At 68.5% G+C, this 15,738-nt stretch carries 28 protein-coding genes; 23 read left to right on the plus strand and 5 right to left on the minus strand.

The window, feature by feature from the left end; all coding sequences use genetic code 11:
* Nucleotides 1-7: 7 nt before the first annotated feature.
* The 5 genes from ABEB00_RS33460 (at nucleotide 8) to ABEB00_RS33480 (ending at nucleotide 3,088) form a co-directional block, all read left to right on the plus strand.
* Nucleotides 8-580, plus strand: coding sequence for a hypothetical protein (locus tag ABEB00_RS33460; protein ID WP_345624464.1), 573 nt, complete (start codon nucleotides 8-10; stop codon nucleotides 578-580).
* Between the two features lie 125 nt (nucleotides 581-705).
* Nucleotides 706-1,443, plus strand: coding sequence for an AcrVA2 family anti-CRISPR protein (locus ABEB00_RS33465; RefSeq protein WP_345624465.1), 738 nt, complete (start codon nucleotides 706-708; stop codon nucleotides 1,441-1,443).
* Nucleotides 1,444-1,684: 241 nt separating this feature from the next.
* The gene (locus ABEB00_RS33470; RefSeq protein ID WP_345624466.1) at nucleotides 1,685-2,266 is read left to right on the plus strand and encodes a hypothetical protein; all 582 of its coding nucleotides are present in this window, start codon (nucleotides 1,685-1,687) and stop codon (nucleotides 2,264-2,266) included.
* 183 nt (nucleotides 2,267-2,449) lie between these two features.
* Nucleotides 2,450-2,734 carry a hypothetical protein gene (locus ABEB00_RS33475; RefSeq protein ID WP_345624467.1) on the plus strand — a complete coding sequence of 95 codons (285 nt, stop codon included), beginning with the start codon at nucleotides 2,450-2,452 and terminating at the stop codon, nucleotides 2,732-2,734.
* A 105-nt stretch (nucleotides 2,735-2,839) separates the two neighbouring features.
* The gene (locus ABEB00_RS33480) at nucleotides 2,840-3,088 is read left to right on the plus strand and encodes a hypothetical protein (RefSeq protein ID WP_345624468.1); all 249 of its coding nucleotides are present in this window, start codon (nucleotides 2,840-2,842) and stop codon (nucleotides 3,086-3,088) included.
* Nucleotides 3,089-3,432: 344 nt separating this feature from the next.
* On the opposite strand, the gene ABEB00_RS33485 is transcribed toward ABEB00_RS33480, so the two are convergent.
* The 5 genes from ABEB00_RS33485 to ABEB00_RS33505 form a co-directional block, all read right to left on the minus strand.
* Nucleotides 3,433-3,822, minus strand: coding sequence for a hypothetical protein (locus ABEB00_RS33485; RefSeq protein ID WP_345624469.1), 390 nt, complete (start codon nucleotides 3,820-3,822; stop codon nucleotides 3,433-3,435).
* Nucleotides 3,823-3,968: 146 nt separating this feature from the next.
* Nucleotides 3,969-4,259 carry a hypothetical protein gene (locus tag ABEB00_RS33490; RefSeq protein ID WP_345624470.1) on the minus strand — a complete coding sequence of 97 codons (291 nt, stop codon included), beginning with the start codon at nucleotides 4,257-4,259 and terminating at the stop codon, nucleotides 3,969-3,971.
* A gap of 472 nt (nucleotides 4,260-4,731) precedes the next feature.
* Nucleotides 4,732-5,046 (minus strand): hypothetical protein, encoded by a 315-nt coding sequence (locus tag ABEB00_RS33495; protein WP_345624471.1) that lies wholly within the window; start codon nucleotides 5,044-5,046, stop codon nucleotides 4,732-4,734.
* Between the two features lie 134 nt (nucleotides 5,047-5,180).
* Nucleotides 5,181-5,942 (minus strand): GntR family transcriptional regulator, encoded by a 762-nt coding sequence (locus ABEB00_RS33500; RefSeq protein WP_345624472.1) that lies wholly within the window; start codon nucleotides 5,940-5,942, stop codon nucleotides 5,181-5,183.
* 1 nt (nucleotide 5,943) lies between these two features.
* Nucleotides 5,944-6,474, minus strand: coding sequence for a UTRA domain-containing protein (locus tag ABEB00_RS33505; protein ID WP_345624473.1), 531 nt, complete (start codon nucleotides 6,472-6,474; stop codon nucleotides 5,944-5,946).
* 173 nt (nucleotides 6,475-6,647) lie between these two features.
* Here ABEB00_RS33505 and ABEB00_RS36165 point away from each other — a divergent pair, with 173 nt between their 5' ends.
* From ABEB00_RS36165 to ABEB00_RS33590, 18 genes are all read left to right on the plus strand, one after another.
* The gene (locus tag ABEB00_RS36165) at nucleotides 6,648-6,848 is read left to right on the plus strand and encodes a helix-turn-helix domain-containing protein (protein ID WP_425586620.1); all 201 of its coding nucleotides are present in this window, start codon (nucleotides 6,648-6,650) and stop codon (nucleotides 6,846-6,848) included.
* Nucleotides 6,845-7,075: a hypothetical protein gene (locus ABEB00_RS33510; protein WP_345624474.1), complete on the plus strand. Its 231-nt coding sequence runs from the start codon at nucleotides 6,845-6,847 to the stop codon at nucleotides 7,073-7,075. The genes ABEB00_RS36165 and ABEB00_RS33510 overlap by 4 nt, the downstream gene beginning before the upstream one ends.
* Entirely contained in the window at nucleotides 7,072-7,287 is a 216-nt protein-coding gene (locus tag ABEB00_RS33515) for a hypothetical protein (RefSeq protein ID WP_345624475.1), read from the plus strand. The genes ABEB00_RS33510 and ABEB00_RS33515 overlap by 4 nt, the downstream gene beginning before the upstream one ends.
* On the plus strand, nucleotides 7,284-7,454 hold the full coding sequence (locus tag ABEB00_RS33520; protein ID WP_345624476.1) for a hypothetical protein: 171 nt from the start codon (nucleotides 7,284-7,286) through the stop codon (nucleotides 7,452-7,454). Before ABEB00_RS33515 ends, ABEB00_RS33520 begins: the two co-directional genes overlap by 4 nt.
* Nucleotides 7,451-7,618 (plus strand): hypothetical protein, encoded by a 168-nt coding sequence (locus ABEB00_RS33525; protein WP_345624477.1) that lies wholly within the window; start codon nucleotides 7,451-7,453, stop codon nucleotides 7,616-7,618. The genes ABEB00_RS33520 and ABEB00_RS33525 overlap by 4 nt, the downstream gene beginning before the upstream one ends.
* 261 nt (nucleotides 7,619-7,879) lie before the next feature.
* Complete coding sequence (locus ABEB00_RS33530; protein WP_345624478.1) at nucleotides 7,880-8,053, plus strand: hypothetical protein; 174 nt, start codon at nucleotides 7,880-7,882, stop codon at nucleotides 8,051-8,053.
* Nucleotides 8,053-8,433: a RapZ C-terminal domain-containing protein gene (locus ABEB00_RS33535; RefSeq protein WP_345624479.1), complete on the plus strand. Its 381-nt coding sequence runs from the start codon at nucleotides 8,053-8,055 to the stop codon at nucleotides 8,431-8,433. Before ABEB00_RS33530 ends, ABEB00_RS33535 begins: the two co-directional genes overlap by 1 nt.
* A gap of 96 nt (nucleotides 8,434-8,529) precedes the next feature.
* Entirely contained in the window at nucleotides 8,530-8,742 is a 213-nt protein-coding gene (locus ABEB00_RS33540) for a hypothetical protein (protein ID WP_345624480.1), read from the plus strand.
* Between the two features lie 148 nt (nucleotides 8,743-8,890).
* Nucleotides 8,891-9,031, plus strand: a complete 141-nt coding sequence (locus ABEB00_RS33545) for a hypothetical protein (protein WP_345624481.1) — start codon at nucleotides 8,891-8,893, stop codon at nucleotides 9,029-9,031.
* 2 nt (nucleotides 9,032-9,033) lie between these two features.
* Complete coding sequence (locus tag ABEB00_RS33550) at nucleotides 9,034-9,486, plus strand: hypothetical protein (RefSeq protein ID WP_345624482.1); 453 nt, start codon at nucleotides 9,034-9,036, stop codon at nucleotides 9,484-9,486.
* Nucleotides 9,487-9,541: 55 nt separating this feature from the next.
* Nucleotides 9,542-10,051, plus strand: a complete 510-nt coding sequence (locus tag ABEB00_RS33555) for a DUF6197 family protein (RefSeq protein ID WP_345624483.1) — start codon at nucleotides 9,542-9,544, stop codon at nucleotides 10,049-10,051.
* A gap of 36 nt (nucleotides 10,052-10,087) precedes the next feature.
* A complete protein-coding gene (locus ABEB00_RS33560; RefSeq protein WP_345624484.1) occupies nucleotides 10,088-10,399 on the plus strand; it encodes a hypothetical protein in 312 nt (103 codons plus the stop codon).
* Nucleotides 10,400-10,401: 2 nt separating this feature from the next.
* Nucleotides 10,402-10,806, plus strand: coding sequence for a hypothetical protein (locus ABEB00_RS33565; protein WP_345624485.1), 405 nt, complete (start codon nucleotides 10,402-10,404; stop codon nucleotides 10,804-10,806).
* Nucleotides 10,807-10,820: 14 nt separating this feature from the next.
* A complete protein-coding gene (locus ABEB00_RS33570) occupies nucleotides 10,821-11,024 on the plus strand; it encodes a DUF4236 domain-containing protein (protein ID WP_345624486.1) in 204 nt (67 codons plus the stop codon).
* 75 nt (nucleotides 11,025-11,099) lie between these two features.
* Complete coding sequence (locus ABEB00_RS33575) at nucleotides 11,100-12,536, plus strand: hypothetical protein (RefSeq protein ID WP_345624487.1); 1,437 nt, start codon at nucleotides 11,100-11,102, stop codon at nucleotides 12,534-12,536.
* 24 nt (nucleotides 12,537-12,560) lie between these two features.
* Nucleotides 12,561-12,839 carry a hypothetical protein gene (locus tag ABEB00_RS33580; RefSeq protein ID WP_345624488.1) on the plus strand — a complete coding sequence of 93 codons (279 nt, stop codon included), beginning with the start codon at nucleotides 12,561-12,563 and terminating at the stop codon, nucleotides 12,837-12,839.
* Entirely contained in the window at nucleotides 12,839-13,504 is a 666-nt protein-coding gene (locus ABEB00_RS33585) for a hypothetical protein (RefSeq protein WP_345624489.1), read from the plus strand. The genes ABEB00_RS33580 and ABEB00_RS33585 overlap by 1 nt, the downstream gene beginning before the upstream one ends.
* Before the next feature lie 272 nt (nucleotides 13,505-13,776).
* Nucleotides 13,777-15,573: an FtsK/SpoIIIE domain-containing protein gene (locus ABEB00_RS33590; protein WP_345624490.1), complete on the plus strand. Its 1,797-nt coding sequence runs from the start codon at nucleotides 13,777-13,779 to the stop codon at nucleotides 15,571-15,573.
* The last annotated feature ends 165 nt before the right edge of the window (nucleotides 15,574-15,738 follow it).

Genomic DNA, 15,738 nt, shown 5'->3' on the forward strand with positions numbered 1-15,738 from the left:
ACCTCCCATGCGCTACCGCACGACAACCAGCTACGGCACCTGGTGCAACCAGGTCGCCCCCTACTCCACCAGCCCCGACGACGACGTGACCGGCTACATCAGCGGCGGCGACAACGACTGGCAGCAGCTCCTCGACGCCTCCGGAGCCCTGGAACAGATCCGGTCCGAGTACCGCGACGCCATCAACGCCGCCCTCCCCGACAGCGTCAACCTGTGCGGCGACGAGTTCATCGGCCCCCACCAGCCCGACGACGGCGAGTGGGACGGCTACCCCACCGAGGAGGACGGTGGCCTCGACATCAAAGCGTGCGTCGAGGGCATCGACCTGGAGCCGATCCTCCGGCGCAACGACATCGTCACCCTCGCTGACATCGGCAGGTTCAATCTCGGCTCCAAGGCGAAGAACCCCTCCTCGGCCGCCTCCCAGGCGATGCGCCGGCTCGGCATCAAGCCGATCGCCCGCGTGCAGATCGACGGCGAGGGCCAGCCGATCGCCGTGTACAACGCCGCCGAGGTCGACAAGGCGCTCGCCGCCCGCCCTGGGCGTGGCACCCGTACCGACCTGAAGGACAGTAAGTGACCTTGCGCCCTTCTCAACTCCCGAAGGTGCGGCGGCAGACGCTGCGGCACCTTCGGGATTCGACTTCGTCACTTCGGTCCAAGACCAGCCCGGAAGTCGCTCCCGGACTCGATGCCCTCGCTTCCATGCTGGAGGTCGGAGAGCTGTTCTGGGTGCAGCAGGACATGGCCGCCCTCGCCATGCACGCCGGCCAGCAGCTCGCCGCCGCACGGTGGGCGACCGCTGACCGGCCCGCCCCGTGCGGGCTGCTGTACTGGCAGGACGGCATCGGTCACCTTGACGCCGAGGGCGTTCAGGTTCCGGTCGAGGCGTGTGCGTGGGGCCCGTACCAGGGCAAGCTGCTGGTGTGGCTGCTGATGTCCCGGGTCCGGCTGGTCGCGGAGGTGGCCCCGCTCACGCTGGATGAGTCCCGCGTACCGCCGCTGATGCCGATCTACGGCGGAGAGATTCCGGTCACGGATGAGCCGCTGTCGATGACCGAGATCGACCGCCAGCTTCCTCAGCCGGTAGTGGCGGCACTGGCGTCGGCGTGGCTGCTGATGCATCAGCCGCTGCTGATCGACCGTACTCGGGAGCGAGCCGACAAGCCGACCGCCCGCGCCTACGCCCGCGACGGCCTTCCCGTGCCGGAAGTGACGATCGTTGACCTGCGCCGCCAGTACACGCCCCAGGACCAGGAACCGGACGACGGGGCGGGCAGCCGGCGCTACCGGCACAGGTGGGTGGTGTCCGGGCACTGGCGGAACCAGGCACATGGCCCCGGCCAGTCACTGCGCCGCCAGACCTGGGTGCCGTCCTACGTGAAGGGGCCAGAGGGGGCGTCGCTGTTGTCAACGGAAAAGGTCAACGTGTGGCGGCGTTGACAGGCGTTGCGACTCGGCCGAAAGCATGATCTACCGGCGGCGGCAGGGTGAAGTCTGAGCACGGCACGCTTACCGCGCCCACCGGCGCCGCCAAGGTGAATCCGTGCCAACCGAAGACCACCCCACTGACGCGCTCACAGCAGGCCAGGCCACGCCCAGCCAGCAACACCGATCGGCGATCTGCCAAGCGCCCAGGTCGACGTGTGGGACACCATCCGGCTGGCGGGTCGGAGGGCGGTGCGTGCGCTGCCGTCTCGCCCACAACCAGGACACCAGCCGCGGTCGCGGCCTGGACCAAGCGGCCCGTCGCAGTTTCCTGGCGGTACTGAACGGCGGCGGGACGGTAGAAGACGCCGCCGAGATCGCCGGCGTCACGGTGCGGTCTCTGGCGCAGGCGGCCCGTCGAGATGGGGAGCTTCGGGCTGCCCTGGACGGTATGCCGGTCGATGTCCAGTTCGCTGCGCGCCGTGCTGAAGCGCTGGCTGCCTTGGTTCGCTGTGGTGGGAACCAGTCCATGGCTGAAGTCCAGGCAGGTCTTCGGGCTAGAGAGATCAGCATGTGGCGGCACAGTGATGCTGACTTCGATGCCGTGGTGGCGGCGCTGCAAGCATGGCTACGGGCCACGGCGGGGAAACTTCACCGCAGGCAGCGTAGGCAATATTTCCGCTTGCCGTCCGACAAGATCGACCGGTTCCGGGAGCTGTGGATGTCCGGCGTGTCCTGCTCGGAGATCAACGCGGAACTGGGTATCTCTCCGCAAACCATGTGGAGGTGGCGCAAGAAGATGAGGTTGCCGAGTCGTCGGGCCGGCGACCATGCATGACAACGTCCCCTGGAACAGCAACCGAGGCCGGGGCCCCGATCTGACGCGCAGGCGTGGGGATGACCGCCAGACGGCCGATCTCGGCTGGCGCCTCGGACAGCAGATCGCCGACCGCGTTTTTCGGAGGTGCCCGCAGATAGGCGCTAGCCTGAACTTTAGCCCGCTATAGATTGGGAGGCCGGGATGAGCGAGCAGCCCTGGACCATCGAGTCCATCCGTGACGCCCTCGGCAACCCCAACCTCGCCCAACGCTTCCTCGGCGAGATCAACCGGGCGCCGGCGCACGAACTGCTGAACGTCTTTGCGCGCTGGGAACGCATCGCCAAGGACACCCTGGCCTCCGTCCAGCGCGGTCGCGAGATCGCCGACGCTGAAGACCGCGGCGAAGATCCCACTGGCGAGTGGGGCGACGCCACGGACCGGGTCCTCGCCGAAGCCGAGCGCATCCACAGCCGCGGCGCCGCCTGACCCGAACAGTGCGCACCCTCTGTTCCGATCCTGCTACTGTCAGTCCGGCCGACCTCACCCGGACCGACAACTCGAAACGCAGGACAAGTTCGGATTGAGGAGCCCATGGCCGTGTACTGCCTGAAGTATGACCCCGCCGCGGAGGCCGTTCACGAGGCCATGCCCCAGGCGGCCAGCGAAGCCCTCACCTTGGCACTCGCCGATGCCTGCCGCGACCCGCTCGCCGTCACCCAACCCTACGGCGAAGACGACGGCGTCATGCGAATGGCCGTCACCGGACAAGCGTTCGCCGTACTCCTCGTCGGACAGCACACCAAGACGATCACCGTGCTCCAGGTGACCTACCTCGGCTGACGAACCCGCTCACCCGACGTCCGGCCACGCCCGCGGCGACCGTTCCGGGTCCCGCCGATCCGGAGGCAGAACGGCAGAAGCCCCAGCCGCAGACCGCGGCCGGGGCTTTGCTTCATCCTGCGGGCTGCCCACTACCCGGGCGCATTTCCCGACTGCCCTGCGCCTGATGCGCCGTCGTCGGCTCGCCTGGCTCCGAACCCACCCATGCCCCGCACGCCGGACATGAGCCCTCCACTCGCCCGGATCGAACCGCTGCTGTTGCCCCTGCTCGCCCATGCCTGCCCCCAAGCCCTCGACCAGATCGCATCACCACGATGCGCCCAGTACGGGGCAGCGGGAGGGGCTCACGCCAGGCGCAGGAAAGCGCGCTCCCCATTGTGGAAGAACACCGTCACACCCTTCGCGTCCTTGCCCTCACGCGTCGACCACACGTCCAGCCGCTCCACATCCGCCGGCTCCGCATTCCCGATCACTCCAGCCAGCCACACGTCCGGAGCGGCCGTCACCGGGGCAGCGGTGAACGCCGGCGGGCCACCATTCACCGGGGCCGTCACCGAGTCGTGCTTCGCGCCCTCCGCCAACTGACCGATCACCTGCCACCGCTGCTCCCTGCCCGCCACGGTGACGGCCAGGGCGTAAGGGTGCGGACCGTTGTCGAGCACCTCCACCCGCTGCACGTCAGCAGTGTTTTTCAGCACGTCAACCAGATAGTCACGGTAATCAGCGGGACGCATAGGGCAGGGTCCTTTCACGGGGGCGCGGGACAGCTTACGGGGCCACAGAGACAGAAGAAGAAGAACCCCAAGACACGACGGCGAGCCGCCGAAACGGGGTACAGAAGGGGGCGTCCCGCAGCCGCGAGACGCCCCTCCGGGAACGATCAGCCGCGCGAGACCGCCAGCTCCATCGGAACCGGCGGAGCCTCCAGGCCCAGCGCTTCCGCCAGCAGCATCCGGGCCATCGTGTCCCGTTCGAACGCAGTCCGACCCGTCGGCATGGCCAGGACCCGGGCGCCGTCGCGGCGCTCCACGAACGCCCCGAAAAAGCCGGAGTCCGTGACCGAAGAGTCATGCAGCTCCACGCCGAACTCTGCGAGAAGCCGGGGCAGCGGAGTATCGAGGATCTCGGCAGCCGTCGGACGACGCTCCGGAGTAGCGCACGCTACAGTCATGACAGACCTCATTCTTTGACTGGGATGGGTTGATTGATCGGCCGGCGAGGGTGATGCCTCCCGGTCGTACTGGCCGGGCGGTGTGATGACCGCCTGGCCAGCTTGCGTTCCGGCGTGTGAAGGGCGCCGGGTGACGCGGATCAGGACAGTAGTCGGTCGAAGGGCGGGCCGCTGACCTGCGGAATTTATCCAGCTAGCAGCCCCGCTATCGGCAAATTTTTCAGCCTCATGAATCAAGGCCCTTCGGTTCGGTATTTTCTACGGGCGCGCGTATGCTCTGACCTGCGTGTTCTGGCAGGGATATTCCATCGAAATGTGAAACTAGCGATGGGATAGAGCCCAAAGTTCCTTACGGAACTTTCTTGGCGATTTGCCCTGCTGCGCCTCATCTTGGGTTGATGTCGGCTTGCGGCTGCTGGATGACTGGAAGTGATCGATCAGGCTGGTTGAGCGTTCGCTGCGCCCCGCCGCTCTACTTTCTGGCGATCTCGGCAACGAGGGCTTGGGTGAGGGCGACCATGTCGGCGATGGACATGCGCATGGCCACTGCCTTCGCGGCCTGTGACGGCCGGTTCACGGGGATCTCGATAGTGAGAGTCGGCTCCGTGGTGAGGACGAACACGCCAGCTCCGGGACGCGACTCAGTGCGGGCCACTTCGGGCCGCCATGACTTGTCGGCGTGATTCTCGAAGCGGCGGGAGGGATCTTGGGAGATGTCGACATAGAGGAGTCGGTCGTCGGTGTCGTGCAGGCGGTAGAGCGCGGTGCGCTCGGAGGACGCAGGCATGACGCTCCTAACTGAGCGTGTGGCGTCAGCCACTCTCACGACAACGACCGTAACCCGTACTCATACTTGTATCAAGCCCCGTGTCGAGAAATGGAAAACCCCCGGTCCAGGCCGGGGGTGAGGGGCGGGCCACTTCACAGCTCGATGCGGTAGCCCATCTTGAAGCGGTGCGCCGGCTTCGTGAGGAGAGTGACCTCGATCGGCTTCTCGTTGTCGCTGTAGACGATGCGGAAGACTTCGATCACCGGCACGTCGCGGGGGATCTCCAGCGCCTCGTACTCCTCGGTTGTCGCAGGCCGTGCCGCCACGACGTCGTCCTGAGACCGTGTGGGGTAGCCCATCTGCTGGAGGAGAGCGGGGGATCCGCCGGGGATCAGACGGCGGTCGGCGAGGCGAGTGCCCTGCGCCAAGTCGATGGGGTAGTACGAGTGGACCAGCTCGGCCGGCTGGCCGTCCAGGAAGCCGATACGTGAGCGCAGAATCGCCGTGTCGCCTTCGCTCAGACGGAGGGCGCGAGAGACCTCGGCGGGGGGTACGACCTCGGCGACCTCCAGTATCCGATATTTGCCGGTCTGCTGCCGTTTCGTGGCTTCACTGAGCCACCGGTACGGCTGCCCCTCCTCTGCGGGTGCGAGGTAGTGCCCAGGGGTGATCGTTTGGGCGCGCTCGCTGCGCACGAAGACGCCGACTCCCGTCCTGCCTTCCAGGTACTTCTCATCCTTCAAGATCTGTAGGGCGCGTTGGATAGTGACGTTCGAGGTCTTGTGTTGCGTGCGCAGGGCTTCGTTGGTCGGCACCTTCTTGCCTGGTTCCCAGTCGCCCGCCATGATCAGCTTTCTGATCTCGGCGGCGATTCGCTCGGCGAGCGGGCGCTCGTCCTTATGCGGCTCCGGCATGTCAGTCGACCTCGATCTCGTAGTGGAGGCGGCGAGGCGCCTTCATGACCATGACCTGCACTTCGAATGGACTCCCGCCAGCGGTGGCGGTGGTGCGGAGCAGTGTGAGGACTGAGGCACCCTCGGGCAGCGCGAGGGCTTCGCGTTCGAAAGCGTCGGCGTCTCGGAACTCCAGGTCTTCGGAGACGTGCTTGGCTCGATATCCGAGACTGGCGAGCAGGGTTGGTGCACCGCCCTTGATCTTGCGTGTCTCGGCGAGTGCGGTGCCGCGCGCGATGGGGGACGGGTAGTAAGAGTCGGCGAGTTCGATCGGTTCGCCGTCCAGCAGGATCACGCGTCGACGCGCCACGGCGCTCTCGCCAGGGGAGAGGCGTAGCGCGGCGGCCACCTCTGGCGGCGGGATGACCTCGGCGACCTCCGTGATCTTTTGCCCTCCGCGCTGTCGCGACTCTTCGCTCCACGCGTCGGCGTGCCCGTGCGCCTGGGGCGTGACATAGGCGAGCGAGTCGTTCTGTCGCTGTTTATCGGCCATCTACTACGCCTCCTCTCCTGCTGGCTATCCGTTTGGTGACCTCCCAACCTTATGCCCTTGACGAATACACCTGCTGGTCCTTGGTTGGCCAAATCTGCGCCCAGGTGCTTGCTACGTTATTCAGTAAGCGTGTATACCTGTGGACAGATGCGAAGCACTCGATCGGAGGCGTAATGCTGCGAGTTCGGGACGTCGCGACGCACTTCCGAGTGCACCCCGCGACCGTCTACCGCTGGATCCACCAGGGCTTTCTCCCGGCCTACAGGAACGGCCAGCCCTTCAAGGCCGGAGACGGCGCCACCGGCGTCCTCCGTATCCCTGAATCCGTCTTGAAGTCGACGGCCCCCGCTCAGGCGCCCAAGGAGGCGGCATGACCACCCTCGCCCCTACTGCTCCGCTTCCGCTGGCTGCCGTGGAGGCGCTGGACCGTCTGGAGTTGCGGTTGACCGCCGTCCGCTACCTGGACGCCGCCGAGCACTGCCGGGCCTTGGCCGAGTCGGCTGACTTCGACGGTTGTTTGGCGGCGCAGGACGAGATGGCGATGTGCCGCTTTCACCTCGCGGCCGCCGGCCGTCTCGACTTGATCGGGGTGGCGTCGTGACCGCCTACGACCCGCTGCACGAGCCGGGCAAGACACCCGTCGGTCCGTTCGACTTGGACGTCGAGATCGCCGCCACCCGGCAGATCCTCGACGAGACGGCTGGCCTGAACATTCACGACGACAACGACATGCGGTCGGCCGCGTTCTCTCTGAACGTCCGTGTCCGTACTCTGCTGGCTGCGATTGTGGCCGAGCGGGGTGAGGGGCGGTGACCGCCCGGGAGGTCCTGGGGCGGTTTCCGGCGGGTGCGCCGCGCGGGTCGTGGCCGGCGGAGGAGTTCGCCGAAGCCCGCCGCGCCGAAGGCCAGGCCGTGACCGTCGTCCAGGACATCCGTACCGACGAGTTCCTCGTCGTCGTACCGGCCGGGGACCAGCGGTGACCGGCCCGGAGCCGTCGGCCGAGCTGGTCGCGGACATCGACGAGGTGTTCCTCGGCTACTGGCCCGAAGATCTGCAGGCCATCTTCCGCGAGCCGTACAGCCCCGGTGTCTTGCTCGGCTACGCGCACCGTGACGGCGGCATCCACCTGCCGGACGCGTCGTGAGCGCCGAGCACGGCAAGGTCAAGGACCCGCTGCCGACTCGGCCGCCGCGCCCGCATCCGCAGGGCTGACCCCCTAGACCGCCGCGGTGGCGGTCGACACGCCCCCGTCCCGCCGCCGCGGCACCCACCCCGCACCACCCCCACATCCACCCGAGACCCGAGAGGGCCTGTGATTCGCATGTCTCCGTTCATCTCTTCCGACGTTCTCGCTGATGCCGATCTGGCTGCGAGGACTCCGCTGGCGGCGAGGCGCCGGGCGGCTGTGACCGTGGCCGACGCGATGGCCGAACTGTTCGGTGACGAGTTTTCCCGCGCCCTGCACCGGGAGACCACCTACGCCGTTCCGGACTCGGAGCGCATGACCTGCCCGGTGCATCAGGACTGGCGGTCGCACTGCCTGCCCCTGCACGTCGCCCTCGGCCCGGCTGCTGCCTGATGGCCGCCGTCGAGATCGTCTCGTTCGGTTTCCTGCACGCCCCGGCTCCGGAAGCCGACATCGTCCTGGATCTGCGTCGGGCGTTCCGTGATCCGCACGTCGACCCACGGATGCGGGAGCTGACCGGACGAGACCGGCTCGTCCGGCGGACCGTGCTCCGCACGCGTGGAGTTCGCAGGCTGCTGCGGGCCACGGTCCGGCAGGTACAGGCATACGCCGAAGGGCCAGGGGCCGGGCAGATCGACCTCGGCTCCGGATGCGCGGGAGGCCGCCACCGTTCGGTCGTGGTCGCAGACAAGCTCGCTAGGCGTCTGCGCCGCCGCGGCCACACCATCACCGTCATCCATCGCGACCTGCATCGGCCCGTCGTCCAGCGCTAACCCCACCCAGCCTTCGTCGGCCGATTCCGGTCCCGTGCTTCGAAGCAGGCGAAGGCACTGCAACACAACCCGTTCACCGAATCGAAGGAGATCCCTGTGTCTTCGTCCCGGCACTTCTTCAGCTCGACGCCCAAGGACCAGGTGAAGGCCGAGATCGAGGCCGACCTCGCTGCGGCGCGTGGTGCGCAGCGCGACCTTACGGCGGCCGGCCAGCACGCGGTGGCTGCCCGCATGGGCGAAGCCGTCGACGAGCACCTGGACGAGCTGAACGCCGTCAAGAACGGCACCTGGAAGCCGAAGCACGCCTAACCCACCGACCGCCGGGCGGCGGAAAACCCCCTGCCGCCGCCCGGCCTCTGCCCCAGCGCTGGCCTCGCCCGAGACCGGCCCGCCACGCGGGACGGCGTCGAGCACGACCAGCGAACCAACCAACTCCGAATCGATTGAGGAGAGGCCCATGCCCTGCAACGAAGACTTCGAGCAGTGGATCACCGACAACGCGAAGGCGGCCTCGGCGATGCCGGCCGACGACCCGAGGCACGACCTGGCACACGCGGAGATCAACGAGATGCTGAACCAGCTCACCGGCGAGAAGTGACCGTGGGCGCCGCGATCGTCGCCGCCATGGCCGCCCTGGCAGGCGTCTTCCTCCAAGCTTTCATCGGCGACTGGCGGACGCGGTCGGAGCGCCGCCGCCGCGAACTGCGGGACGCGATCCTCAACGTGCTGGGCGCCTTCGTCCGGTTTCGGGAGAAGCAGTTCGAGAAGGTCGAAGCCTGCCGGACGGAGAACGAATCCGTCGTCGCGGCGCTGCGGCCGGCCCGCTGGGAAGCACGCTCCGCGCTCACCACAGCGATCGATGAACTCCATGCGACGACCGCCGACCAGCGTCTGCTGGACGTCGCCGAAACCGCGCGGCTGCTGGCAATCGAGATCGGGGATGCGGCAACGCCCGGCCGGGTCGACGACGCCAAGGTCGCCGAGGTCGGCCGCAGGGCCCGCGAGGTGCACACCGAGTTGCGGCAAGCCGCCCACCGAACCCTGAACCACTGAACACCAGCCCCAGCCACGCCGCGAGGGCCCGGCCACCGACCCGAGAGGACATCGCATGACCATCCAGACCCCGATCCGTAGCCCGTTCGCCACCGAGTACCTGACCCAGGCCGCCCTGAAGGTGACCGAGACGAACGCCAGCTTCTGGGTCGGCTACTCCGGCGAGACCATCACCGGCGCCGAAACCGCCGACTTCCTCGACGCCGCCCGGCAGATCCTGGAGAAGGCCGGCTGGACCCGCAGCTACGTGGACGACGACCCGGAGATGCCCGACCTCGACGAGTCCATGTCGATCAAGACGATGCTGCTCACACTGGGCCGGTACGCCCGCCAAGCACTCGGACGGCCGAGTGCCCTCACCCTCTTCTCCGCGATGCTTCGCGTCGACAACGACGACGCGCGAACCATCGCCCGCCGTGTTCTCGACGCGCTCGTCGCCGCCCACACCGGTACGCCGACCGCGCAGGCCACCGCCTGGGCCGAGCGGACCACCCGCACCTGGGACGAAGTCCGCGCCCTGCTGGAGGCGGGCACCGACTTCGCCCGCACCCACGGCCCCCGCTGACCGACCGCCCGCCACGCCCGTCCGAGAGGATTCCCGGTGCACGCCTATCTGATCACTGCGAAGCCTGGCCGGCTCAACCGTGCCGTCCGCTGGGCCGGTCGGTGGGCGCTCCGGGTCCTCGCCTTGACGGTCATGGCCGGTCTCGGCGCGGTCGTCCTGGCCGTGCGCTGTACCCGCCCGGTCATCAACTTCGTGGCGACGCGGGCGGCGTGGCTGGAGCTGTGGGCCGCTTCCGTCACCGGGATCGGCCCGGTCGGGGCTGCTGTCGGCTCCGGCCTGACCGACGAGTTCGTCAAGGAATTCCACAAGGCGCGCGCCAGTGCCGCCGCTGCTGGAGGTGCCCGATGATGTTGCCCCGTCCCGTTGCCGACTACCTCGCCATGTGGCGGGACCTGCCCTGGGCGCCCCGGCAGGTGCTGCTCAACCGCTCCCACCTTCGGGGGAGCAGCCTGGCCGTCCTGGCTGGTATGGCGGCGGATCTGCTGATTGCGCATCCGGCCGCCGAGGTTGTCGCCTACGTGCTTCTGGTCGTTTTGGGGCCGAGCAGTCTCGTTGCGGTCGCCGGGTCTGTCGCCCACCTGCTGTGGGACCGGGAGCGGATCTGGGCGGACTTGGACTGCCAGTTCTGCGGCGACGGCCCGGACGACGGCGGTGGTGGCGGCTGGGAGTCGGACGGGCCGGACGGCGGCGGGCTGGTCCGCGAGATCACCGACTACCTGCACGACCACCACGCGCGCACCAGCGTGCACGCCTGAAAGGACAGCCCGTCATGCCGATCACGTTCCGCAAGAGCTTCCGGGTCTTCCCCGGGGTTCGCCTCAACATCAACCGTCGGTCGTGGTCGATCACGTTGGGCGGCCGGTCCGGGCCCCGGCACACGATCAGCAGCACCGGACGCCGCACCACCTCCATGGACCTGCCCGGCCCGTTCGGCTGGCGCAGCACCCGCAACCGACGCGGGCGGGATCGCTGACCGTGCGCTTCGCCGCCACCCCCAGCATCACCCCCCGCCGTACCCGTACCTGAACCGAAAGGACACCGACCCGTCATGACCGCCACGCCCATCGAGAAGCAGGTCAACGGCACACCCGTTGCCTCACCCGACCTCGGGGAGGGGCGGCCCAAACCCGACCAGGAACAGCACACCCCCGATACGCCGGCCGCTTCGTCCCGGCGTGAAGAGAAGCGACGGGACCGCAGCGCCGACCGTGCCGAGGACCGCGAGGACCGGGCCCGTGAACGCGAGGAGGCCCGGCGGGACGCCGAGCACCAGCGTCAGATCAAGGAAGAAGCCAAGCGCGCCCAAGCCGAACGCAAGCAGCAGCGGCGTGCCGAGAAGGACAAGGCGCGCGCCCGCCGCCGTAAGGATCGACGTGCCGCCTGGCACAACACGCAGGTCAAGTTGGCCCACCACATGCCGCTGTGGGGGCTCCCGGTCGTCGCAGTCTCCCTCGTCATGGGCTGGTCCGGGCAGGCCCAGGCTGCCTCCTATCTCGGTATGGGATGGGCCGCTCCCGGCGTGCCCGTGCTGACCGAGGGCATGACGATGACCACTGCCGGACTGACCGGGCAGGCCATCGAGCAGGGCCGGCCGTACAAGTGGCTGCTGCGGATCACTTGGGCTAACGCCCTCGTGGCCGCTGCGGTGAACGCCCTCGGACACTTGATCGAGGACAGTTCGGCGGCTGGCGTGTACCGGGCGTCGGCCTACGCTGTCGCGTCACTGGCCGGACTGGTGTTGTTTGCCGTGGCGCTGCGGTCGCGGCGCGCGGCGAGGTCAGGGAAGACCGCCGAGGAGATCGCCCGCTGGAAGCGGCTCGGTCGCCGTCATCCGCTGCTTATGCGCCGCGCCCGACGGGTCGCCGACAACACCGGCAAGCCGCTGGCCGACGCTTGGGCGACGGTGTGGGAACGGGCGAACGGGGCGCGCCCGGGGGAACCGTCGATTCGTGAGATCCGCGCGTCCCGGCGGGCAGCGTACCGGCGTCGCCTGGCGCAGTCGTGGGACGGCCGACGTGGCCGGCGGAATCGGTCGGAGCGGGCTGCGGCAGTGCTTCCCGTCGTCCGGGCGGACGCGCCGACCGGGCGCGTGGGCGAGACACCCGGCGGGCCGCATACCCCCGTACAGGTCCCCTTCCTGCCCGTCGTCCTACTGGTCCCAGGGGGGCAAGGGGAATGGGCCGAGCATCGCGTGCCGGTGCTTCCCATGCAGTCACCGAAGCGGTTCCGGACGGGCCGTGACCGGAGCGCTACAACCCGCTTCCCGCAAGGGGAGGACACGAATTCGAGGCGCGTCCAGAAGACCGTCGCCGACGACCGGCTTACCGCCGTCCGCAAGCTCGTAACGGAAGCCGCCCGCAAGAACCAAGACCTCGAGAAGCACCCGTCGAACCGGGCTGTAGCCCGCGCCGTCGGATGCAGGCCCGCGACCGCACGCGACCTCCTGCGGACCGTGCTTGCAGAACGCGGAATCACCCGGAACTAGCTGGCCCTACGCCAAGGAGTAGCCGTGTACGGCTCCCGCCGCATGACCATCGTCCAGCGCGCAGTCGAAGCCGTTGAGGTGTCGGCCCATATCGCGCGCACCGCCCTCTCCCTCATCACCCGGCAGGCGTCCTGGTCGCTCACCGACCTGTACACGGCAGCCGCCACCGCGCGCTTCCTGGCCGCCCACTCCCTGATCGACCGAGCCGAGGAACAGGCTGGCGACGACCCCGACACGGACCTGATCCAAATCCGGCAGCCGATCTGGTTCGGCGGCACCACCATCCACGAGGAGTCCGACTGATGAGCAGCGTGTACAACTGGGCGGACGACGGAGACTCCGGCATGACCCGGACCCCGCCCTACCCCACCGCACCCCCCCGGCCGACCGCGCCGCCCCAGCAGCCGAGCGGACAGGACCGCGCCACCCGCGCCGCGAGCGCGGCCGGCGCCGCGGCCGGCGGCTTCGTCGGCGGACTCAGCAGCGGATTCGTGCCGCCGGTGAACGTCAACCTCAACGGCCGCGGCGGAAGCGGCGGCAACGGCGGTCGGGGAGGCGGCGCCGCGCCGGCCGGCGCGACCGGTAGCAACCACAAGGGCGACGGGATGATCCACGCCATCGAGCGGATCGAGTTCCGCAACGAGAAGGACATCATCACGCTCGCCAAGGCCGTGAACCGGCTCGGCCGTGAGCTGCACTTCATCCTCAGCATGCGCGCCGAGGAAGTGCAGGCGGTGCTGTCCCAGTACAAGGGCGCCTGGTACACGTTCGGCGCCTCCAGCCGGGTCAAATCCCGTCTGGTCGCCGCGCACCTCAAGGTGTCTGCGGAGGCGGCGAAGGCACTCGGTGTCGGCTCGCTGAAGATGGCGCACGCCTTCGACCGGCACTTCATCAAACCCGAGCAGGAAGCCAAGCGGAAGAAGAACGGGCAGAAGACCCGCCGTGAGTTCACCATCGGAGGCGACTGATGGCGCGGGCGAGGAGCACCAGCAGCGCCGCGCCGCGGCCGGTCAACGCCAGCACGGACCTTGTGCCCGTCACCGTCGGCAGAGGCGGCCTGGTCGGGCAACTCGTCGGCCACCTCGCGGGTAAGGCCCTGCCGTATGCCGCCCCCTGGGTCGGCGCCTACAGTCTCCCCCCGGCGGTCGGGTTCGCCACGAACCAGATGTGGGGCGCTTACCCGCTGTCCGCAGGACTCGCGTCTGCTGGCCTCGGTGTCGGAGGGGTCATCCTGTCTGCCGTGACCTGGCACGTCTCCGGAGGCACCAACAGGTTCCGTCGCGCCCGCCGCGCCCAGGCCACAGCATCCGTCGCGGCAGGTATGGGCTGGCTGACCTGCGCCACCGCCGCCGGGCCGTTCGGTTCGCCGATGCTGGACCTGTGGCTGATGGGTAGCGGCCTGTTCGCCGCCTCCTGGAACATTCGGCAGATCATGCGCAACGCCCACGACGAGACCGAGCAGGTCGAGGACAAGGGCGGCTTCGCGAAGATCGCCGAGGCGATCGGGCTGGAGAAGCTGCGCGTCAAGAAGGCCCAGGGCAACGGCAAGGGCATGGTCGAGGTGCCCGTCGAGATTCCGCCGAGCCAGACCATCGCCGACGTGCAGGCCGCGCTGCCCAAGCTGGCCACCGCCGCGCAGATCCCGCCGTCCGGGGCGACCGTCAAGGGCGACCTCGACAACGCGGCCAACGCCACGCTCTACTTGCGCGTCGCCGACCTGCTGAAGGACGGCGTGCAGTTCGTGCCGCCCGTCCGCATGGGCCTGCTGCCCAACGAGCCCATTCCGCTGGGCCTGTACGCCGACGGCGAGTACTTCGTCATCAACCCGTTCGACGCGGACATCCTGCAGCACCTCCTGGTCATGGGCGTCACCGGCGCGGGCAAGTCCGAGTTCGCCCGCGGGCTGATCGCTCACCTGTCGACCCGCCGCAAGCTGACCATGTTCGTCGCCGACTGCTCCAAGGGCCGCCAGTCGATGGGGCACATCGCCGACGGCATCGACTGGTTCCTCACCCAGCCCCGCGAGGTCAAGCACCTGTTCAAGGCCCTGCCCGGTGCGATCAAGGCCCGCGGTGACGTCCTCGCCGACGAGGGCCTGGACCAGTGGACGCCCGAGTCCAGCCTCAACGCGATGGTGCTGTGGCTGGAGGAGGCCGCCGACCTCACCGACTTCGACGAACTCGACCAGATCGCGCGGGCCGCCCGTTCCGTCGGAATCTGGCTGGTCGTCTCTCTGCAGCGTGCGGTGTGGACGAATATCAACGTCAACGTCCGCACCAATCTCCAGGCCGCCGCCTGCTTCGGCGTGGACGATGCCGGTGACGCAGGTTTCTGCCTGCCCGACCGTGTCGTGGAAGCCGGAGCCGTACCTGACTGGGGGTCGGACCGGCCCGGGTACGCCTTCGCCACAGGCATGGGGATCGACCAGGACCGGTGGACGATGGAGTGGCGGTCCGGGCTCACCGACCGCAAGTACCTAGCCGCGCTGGTCGAGGCCGGCGCCGCGCATCGTGACCCGCTCGACGGCGTCACGGCCGCCGCCCTCGGTGCCGCCTACGAGCAGCGCACCCACCGCGGCACCAACCGGATCAATCCGGCCCGCAGCGCCCTGGCGCCCGCGTTTCCCCTGCCGCCCGTCGAGGACGAGGACGACACCGTGAGCATGGAAATTGATGACGTCCGCACTGAGGTTTTGGGCATGATCCCCGGAGATCCGGAGCCCGACGCGGACTACGCCGGAATCGATCTGGACGGCCCGCTGCCCGAGGTGCCCGCAGACGCCGGGATGACGTTCGAGCAGCGTGAGCGGCCGGGCGCGGAGGCTGCCCGGCGGGTCATCCATGAGCAGATCGCCAGTTGGCTCACTGCTGGCCAGTTGGAGTTCCAGCCGGCCGATCTGGCGCCTGCGGCGGTGTCTGCAGGCAGGAAGCGGGCGTGGTTGCAGGCGGAGTTGAAGCGCCTGGTCGAGGAGGGCGTCATCCGCCGGGACGGTCACGGAGAGTACTCAATTCTGCGGGCTCCTCTCGTGGCTGCCTGACGGTCACGGATAGTGATTTGACAGTCAGAACTGGCCTGACAGTCAAAAGTCAGGCCAGTTGGGGGGCTTATAGGACTGTCAGTGACTTCACCCTCCGTCATCCCCTGACAGTCAGGTCTGACATCTGAAACCGGTGCCCGATGTAACGCACCGTGAATGTAGCGG

It is taken from the genome of Streptomyces ziwulingensis (assembly GCF_039542605.1).
Taxonomy (GTDB): Bacteria; Actinomycetota; Actinomycetes; order Streptomycetales; family Streptomycetaceae; genus Streptomyces; species Streptomyces ziwulingensis.